Genomic DNA, 6526 nt, shown 5'->3' with positions numbered 1-6526 from the left:
CGACAACCTCTGCCCCGGCATGACCCCTCATCCTGACGAGAATCCACCCCGTTGCAACAACCACTTGAGCCCAAGCGGGACGGGATACCGCGATGTCGCCGATCCTGTGTTGATCTGCCCGGCACGCGCCGGTGTCGGACGGCCGGGCTCCGCGACCTCCGGCCGCGCCGCCCGTGTTTGCCGGCTAACGTGTCGCCATGCATGGTGGTGGCACATCGGTGCCCGTGACAGCAGATCTCACTGTTCGGCTGCGACCGGTCGCCGAGCACGACCTGGCGATGTTCCGCCGGTTCTGCGTCGAGCCGGAGCTGATCGGGCTGGACTGGGCCGGGTTCCGCGACGCTGAGGCGCCGGCTCGGCGGTTCGCTGTCGACGGCTATCTCGGCGAGAACGACGGGCGGCTCATCGTCGAGGTGGAGCAGGAGCGGGCCGCCGCCGGTCTCGTCAGCTACACCTCCGGGCGCTACGCCGGGCGGGCGTCGTACTGGGAGATCGGGATCGTCCTGTTGCCGCCGTGGCGCGGGCGCGGCATCGGCTGGCGCGCGCAGGCGCTGCTCTGCGACTACCTGTTCCACCACACTCCGGCGCAGCGCATCCAGGCCGGCACCCACCCGGAGAACATCGCCGAGCAGCGGGCGCTGGAGAAGGCCGGCTTTCAGCTTGAGGGGATCGTGCGGGCCAGCGAGTTTCGGGCTGGTCAGTGGCGCGACGGGTACCTCTACAGCCGGTTGCGCGACGACCCGTCCCCCTGGGATGCAGGGACGGGAGGCTAGCGCGGAGGGACTCCCGGCTTGGCGCAACAGCGGCATCGGCCCTGCTCAGCTGACAACCCGAGTGGCGTGCGCCTGGTTCGCGCCGGCTTGTGCGGCTCCGCCCGCCGATGGCGGGAAAGTCCGGGTCGACACGTGACCCCGTTTGCGGCCAGGGAGCCTGGGAACTCGCCTCGTTCGTCCGCCGGCAGGCCTGACGGCCGGTCGAGGAGACGGAAGGAGCGGGTCATGGAGTACGAGCAGATGATCGCCACGGTACGACGGCGCGCGGGCCTCGGGGAGAACGAGGCCGTGCGGTCCATACAGGCCGTCCTGTCTGTGCTCGGCGAACGGCTCGCCGGACAGGAGGCCGACAACCTGGCGGCACAGCTACCGGATCGGCTGGACGCATCCGTCACCCGTAATCCACAGGGTCGCCGGTGGGACGTCGGTGAGTTCCTGAAGCACGTCGGCGACCGGGAGCAGGTCGCGGACGCGGACCAGGTGCGTCAACACGCCCAGGCGGTGTTGCGTACCGTCGCTGAGGCGCTCAATGACGATGAGCGTCACGACCTGCTCGCTCAGCTTCCCGGCGGCATCATCGATCTCTTCGGCGTGCCCACCCCGCGCGGCTGAGCACCGCCCCGGCCGCAACCGGCGCGGAGCAGGTCAGCGTGGGTCAGGTCTTGCGGACCGCGCTGGTGAAGCCGGCGATGAAGAGGGTGGCGAAGCTCCAGGCGAACAGTTGCAGGAGCCAGCCGGCAATGGTGAGAGTCTGACCGGCAGCGGTGTCGGTCGGTTGGCAGCGATCCCGGGCACCGGTCTTGAGCAGTGGAGCGCCGAGGTCGAGGCCGACACCGATCTGATCGATGCTCGTGCAGGCGGCGGCGGCTCCGCTGGTCAGCGGCTTCTGCGCGAGGCCGCCGTGGTGACCGCCGACGACGCTGAGCGCGACGGCGACGGCCAGTGTGGCGAGGAGCAGGAGCAGGGCCCGCCAGGGCTGGTAGCCGTAGCCGAGGATGATTCCGGTGAGGCGACCCCAGGCGCGTTCGGCGGCGCTCAGCCCGGCGCGTTGGAGCTGGTCACGGCGTTGGGCGATAAGGATGGTGCGGGCGTCGCGGTCATGGCCGGCGGCCCGGTAGGCGGCGGCGAGATGCTGGTAGGGCTGGGCGCTGTAGCGGGGCGTGTGCTCGCGCAGCAGGGTCAGCCAGTGCCGCAGTGACGCCGGTCGCGGCAGCCCGCTGTAGGTGAGCCCCTCCAACTCGACAAGCGGTCCCGGGCCCGGTGCCGTACGGCCCACCCGATCGGTGTCGAGGCGGAGGGTCCCACCGACCCTGGCCCCGGCCAGCAGCAGCACCACCGCCTCGTCACCGCCGCTGGTGGCACTTAACCCGTCATCCAGGAGCACGTCCTGGTCGACCCGAAGGCCGTTCAGGTCGACGGCGGGGCCGATCGTGTTCTCCAGGTGCGCCCCACCGCAGGCCAGGAGCCCACCGATGTGGGCGCCGGCCAGGCCGACGGTGCCCCACCCACTGGCGCCGCTGGCGGTGAAGCCACGATCCAGGGCCACGTCCCGGTCAACGGTGAGGCCGTCCGCGTCGAGGACCGGTCCGGCGGTGTTCGTGAGCCGCGCACCGCCCGCGCTCAGCGACCCGATGTGCGCGCTGATGAGCCGGATGGTGCCCTGCTCGCTGGCGCTGGTGGCGCTGAAACCGTGCGACAGCAGCACGTCCTGGTCGACTCGGAGGTTGTCGGCGTTGAGCGCTGGGCCGACGGTGTTCTCCAACCGTGCCCCACCGCAGTTGAGCTGGCCGCCGATGTGGGCGCCGAGCAACCGGACGGTGCCGCGCACGCTGGGGCTGGTCGCGGTGAAGCCGTCATTCAGGAACACGCTCTGGTCGACGGTGAGGCCGTCGGCATCCAGGGCTGGTCCGGTGCTGTTCGCCCACCGCGCGCTGCGGCAGTCCAATGTGCCGACACGGGCGGCGGCGAGACGAATGGTGCCGGCGGCGGCGTCAGCGCTCACCGTGCTCCGGTCGAGCGAGAGCGCCCAGGCCGTGCAGCGCGTCGCCTCCAGTGCCGCATCCGCTGAGCCGGGCGCCTGCTCGATGCGGCAACCGCTCAGGGCGACCGTCGACAGGCGGGCGTTGCGAAGGTTCACGCCGTCGGGCAGCAGACAGTCGCGCAACTCCAGCGCCAGGTCACTGGTGATGTTCTCCAGGTCGATCTGGCCGATGATCCGGGCCCCGCGCAGCCGCAGGCCGTGCGGGTCGGGTTCGCTGACCAGCCGGCCGCGCACCAGCTCACGGATGACCGAGGCCGAGATCGTGTGGTCGTCGCCCCAGGAGCGCATCGCCTCCTCGTCGACCGGCCCGTCACCGGCCAGGTCGAGCACCTCGCCGCGGGCGACGGACTCGATCAGTCGTTGCTCCGCGGGACTGTGCGTCGCGCCGTTCGCATCCCGCACCCGCTGGGCGCCCACTGACGTCATGGCACCCATCATCGACGACAGGTGCGCCGTGGGGCCGGAGGCGGGCGGGGCACCGCCGGTCGAGCCGTGCGGCCAGGGGCTTTGACACAGGCCCTAGCGGGGACGGACTCCGGGCTCCACCGTCAGGGTCCCCGCCTCGGCATCGATCGTGGCCCGCGCCCCGAGCGGAATGGTGAGCTGCCCGTTGCCGTGCCCCAGCCGGAGCCCACCCAGGACCGGCACGCCAAGGTCGTACAGGCGGTCCTTCAGCACCGCCGCCGCATCCCACTCGTCCGGCTCACCGACGCTGTTGGTGATCTGGCCGATGACCACCCCAGCAACCCTGGACAGCACGCCCACCCGGCGCAGCTCGGTCAGCATCATGTCGATGCTGTACGGAGCTTCGTCGACGTCCTCGAAGAACAGGATGGCGTCGTCGAACTTCGGGGCGTCAGCCGCACCGAGCGAGGTGGAGATCAAGGTGAGGCAGCCACCGAGCAAGGGCCCCGATGCGCGCCCTGGCACCAGCACGGGGGCGGCCGTCTCGGCTGGGTCCCTGACGATCGTCACGGGTGCGGTGGTCATCACCGCCTTGCGTAGTGCCTCGGCCGACTCGGGACCGGTGCGGCTGTCGCTCCAGTTGACCATCGGGCCGTAGAAGGTGGCCAGGCCGGTCTCGCGCCAGAGCTTGCCGTGGATGCTGGTGATGTCGCTGAAGCCGACGACCACCCGGGGATCCCGGCGCAGACCGGAAACGTCGATGCGGTCGACGATCCGTTGGGTGCCATAGCCGCCACGGGCGGCGAAGACAGCACGGATCCCCGGATCGTTGAGCGCGGCGTTCAGGTCGGCCAGCCGTTGCGCATCGGTGCCGGCCAGGTAGCCGTACTTGGCGAAGACGTGCCTGCCCAGCTCGACCACCAGGCCCCAGCTCCGCAGGATCTCGATGCCGCGGGCCATGTTCGTGGGGTCGGGAGTGCTGCCGGGCGACACGACCCGAACCCGGTCCCCGGGTGCCAGCGCCGGTGCCCGCAGCACACGCTTCGCACCACCCGGCGCGGCCTGCGCGGACGCGGCCTCCGCACTACCGACGAGCACCGCGCCCCCGGCAGCCGCCGCTCCCATCCGCAGCATGTGCCGACGGGACAGCGCCGCACTTCGGTCTGTTCCGGAACTGGCCACAGGCATCCCCTCATCGTCATCAACCGATGTCCGAGGTGCCTGAGCCTACGACAAACGTGAATGGCTATGGGGGTCTACAAGGGACGCACCCGGATCAACCCGGGGGAGTGGCCTTGGTCTTACGGGATCGGCCACTCGTGCGCGGGCCGGTTGCTGTGCATCAGGTCGACGTAGTGGCGGACCACCTCGCGCAGCGCCGCCGGCCGGTCCAGGTGGTCGGCGGCTTCCAGCCGGTGCAGCGTCTCCACCTGCCAACTCGCGCCGTTGCGGCCGGTCAGACAGCGCTGCTCGATGACACTGAGCAGCCGGTCACGTTCGCCCGGGTCGAGCCCCCACCGGTCCAAGCCGTGGTGCGCCATCGGCAGCAGCCGGCGCAGCACCAACTCGGTGACCGGCAGGTAGCCCAGGCCCGGCCAGAAGACCTGCGCGTCGATGCCGTGCCGGGCGCAGTTGGTGAAGTTTTCCTCGGCGGCGCTGAACGACATCTGCGACCACAGTGGTCGGTCCGACTCGGCCAGGGCCCGGACCAGCCCGAAGTAGAAGGCGCCGTTGGCGATGGTGTCCAACACGGTCGGGCCGGCGGGCAGCACCCGATTTTCCACGCGTAGGTGCGGTCGGCCGCGCGACACGTCGTACACCGGGCGGTTCCACCGGTAGACGGTGCCGTTGTGCAGGCGCAGCTCGGCGAGGTTGGGCACCTCGCCAGCCGCGAGGGCCTGCGTCGGATCCTCCGGGTCGCAGACCGGCAACAGCGCCGGGAAGTAACGCACGTTCTCCTCGAACAGGTCGAACACGCTGGTGATCCAGCGTTCGCCGAACCAGACTCTGGGGCGTACCCCTTGGGCTTTGATTTCTTCCGACCGGGTGTCGGTGGCCTGCTGGAACAGCGGGATGCGGGTCTCGCGCCACAACTCCCGGCCGAAGAACAGCGGCGAGTTCGCGCCGACCGCGACCTGGACGCCGGCGACCGCCTGGGCGGCGTTCCAGTAGTCGGCGAACTGGGCCGGGCTGACCTGCAGGTGGAACTGCGTGCTGGTGCAGGCCGCCTCCGGGGTGATCGTGTCGGCGGTGACCGCCAACCGTTCGACGCCACTGATGGCGATCGGCAGATCCTCACCGCGGGCGGCGAAGATCTGCTCGTTGAGCAGCCGGTAGCGGGGATTGGCCGAGAGCGTCTCGGCGGTCAGGTGCTCGGGGCGCAGCGTCGGCAGGATGCCGATCATGACCATGTGGGCGCCGATGGCCCGAGCCTTCACCTCGGCGGCGTTGAGGCTCGCCCGGACGCCCTCCTCGAAGTCGGCGGTGCCGGTGCCGGTCAACCGGCGCGGCGGCACGTTGATCTCGACGTTGAACTGGCCCAGCTCGGTCTGGAAACTCTCATCGGCGATGGCCGCCAGCACGTCGGCGTTGCGCATCGCCGGGTTCGACGCCTCGTCGACCAGGTTCAGCTCGATTTCCAGACCGATCATCGGCCGGTCGGCGTCGAAACGCGACTCGCGCAGCATCTCGGCGAAGACATCCAGGCAGCGGCGGACCTTGTCGCGATAGCGGGCCCGATCCTCCCGGCTGAAGGTTCGTACGCCGACGTCCTCGCCCATGGTCACCACCCTGTCACCGCTGGTCCCCCTAACCTCGCACGTGATCTGCGGGCGGGGAAGAACCCGATGGGTCATTCCTACCCAGGTGCCGGCCCCGGTAGCCCCGCCAACCGGCCCCGATAACATTGCGACCCGAGAGGTGGTGGCGTGGGGATGCGCGAGAAGGTGACCCGGCTGTTCGTCGCGGCGGCGATCGCCGAGGCCTGCTCCTGGCTGGCCCTGCTGGTGGGCATGCTGGTCAAGTACGGCCCGCCGGACAACGAACTGGGCGTGAAGATCTTTGGGCCGATCCATGGCGGCCTGTTCATCGCGTACGTCCTGCTGGTGCTGGCCGTGGCCCGGCTGCACAGGTGGAGCCTGCTGGCCACGGCAGTGGCCCTGGCCAGCGCGGTGCCGCCGTTCGCCACCCTGGCGTACGAGCGCTGGGCCCGTCGCCGGGGGATGCTCGGCGTCGACCGCCAACCGGCCCGCGAGCCCGCCCCGGTCGGCTGACCCGCTGGCCGCCTGCCTGACCGATCAGGTCAGGT

The 6526-nt window shown here is 70.5% G+C and carries 6 protein-coding genes; 3 read left to right on the top strand and 3 right to left on the bottom strand.

The features are described from left to right. The first annotated feature begins 218 nt into the window (after window positions 1–218). Both ACLQ28_RS30675 and ACLQ28_RS30670 read left to right on the top strand, forming a co-directional pair. Window positions 219–773, top strand: coding sequence for a GNAT family N-acetyltransferase (locus ACLQ28_RS30675; RefSeq protein ID WP_425689747.1), 555 nt, complete (start codon window positions 219–221; stop codon window positions 771–773). Window positions 774–998: 225 nt separating this feature from the next. Continuing rightward, entirely contained in the window at window positions 999–1385 is a 387-nt protein-coding gene (locus tag ACLQ28_RS30670) for a DUF2267 domain-containing protein (protein ID WP_184186666.1), read from the top strand. A 43-nt stretch (window positions 1386–1428) separates the two neighbouring features. Here the strand turns inward: ACLQ28_RS30670 and ACLQ28_RS30665 are convergent, their stop codons facing one another. The 3 genes from ACLQ28_RS30665 to ACLQ28_RS30655 form a co-directional block, all read right to left on the bottom strand. Continuing rightward, window positions 1429–3240 (bottom strand): hypothetical protein, encoded by a 1812-nt coding sequence (locus ACLQ28_RS30665; protein ID WP_425689746.1) that lies wholly within the window; start codon window positions 3238–3240, stop codon window positions 1429–1431. Window positions 3241–3333: 93 nt separating this feature from the next. Then, window positions 3334–4353 (bottom strand): S66 peptidase family protein, encoded by a 1020-nt coding sequence (locus tag ACLQ28_RS30660; protein WP_425689745.1) that lies wholly within the window; start codon window positions 4351–4353, stop codon window positions 3334–3336. A gap of 167 nt (window positions 4354–4520) precedes the next feature. Beyond that, the gene (locus ACLQ28_RS30655) at window positions 4521–5999 is read right to left on the bottom strand and encodes a glutamate--cysteine ligase (RefSeq protein ID WP_425689744.1); all 1479 of its coding nucleotides are present in this window, start codon (window positions 5997–5999) and stop codon (window positions 4521–4523) included. Window positions 6000–6152: 153 nt separating this feature from the next. Here ACLQ28_RS30655 and ACLQ28_RS30650 point away from each other — a divergent pair, with 153 nt between their 5' ends. After that, window positions 6153–6491, top strand: coding sequence for a DUF3817 domain-containing protein (locus tag ACLQ28_RS30650; protein ID WP_425689751.1), 339 nt, complete (start codon window positions 6153–6155; stop codon window positions 6489–6491). Window positions 6492–6526 lie beyond the last annotated feature (35 nt).

It is taken from the genome of Micromonospora sp. DT201, assembly GCF_049841575.1.
GTDB lineage: Bacteria > Actinomycetota > Actinomycetes > Mycobacteriales > Micromonosporaceae > Micromonospora.
This window is presented reverse-complemented; position numbering and strand designations above follow the sequence as displayed.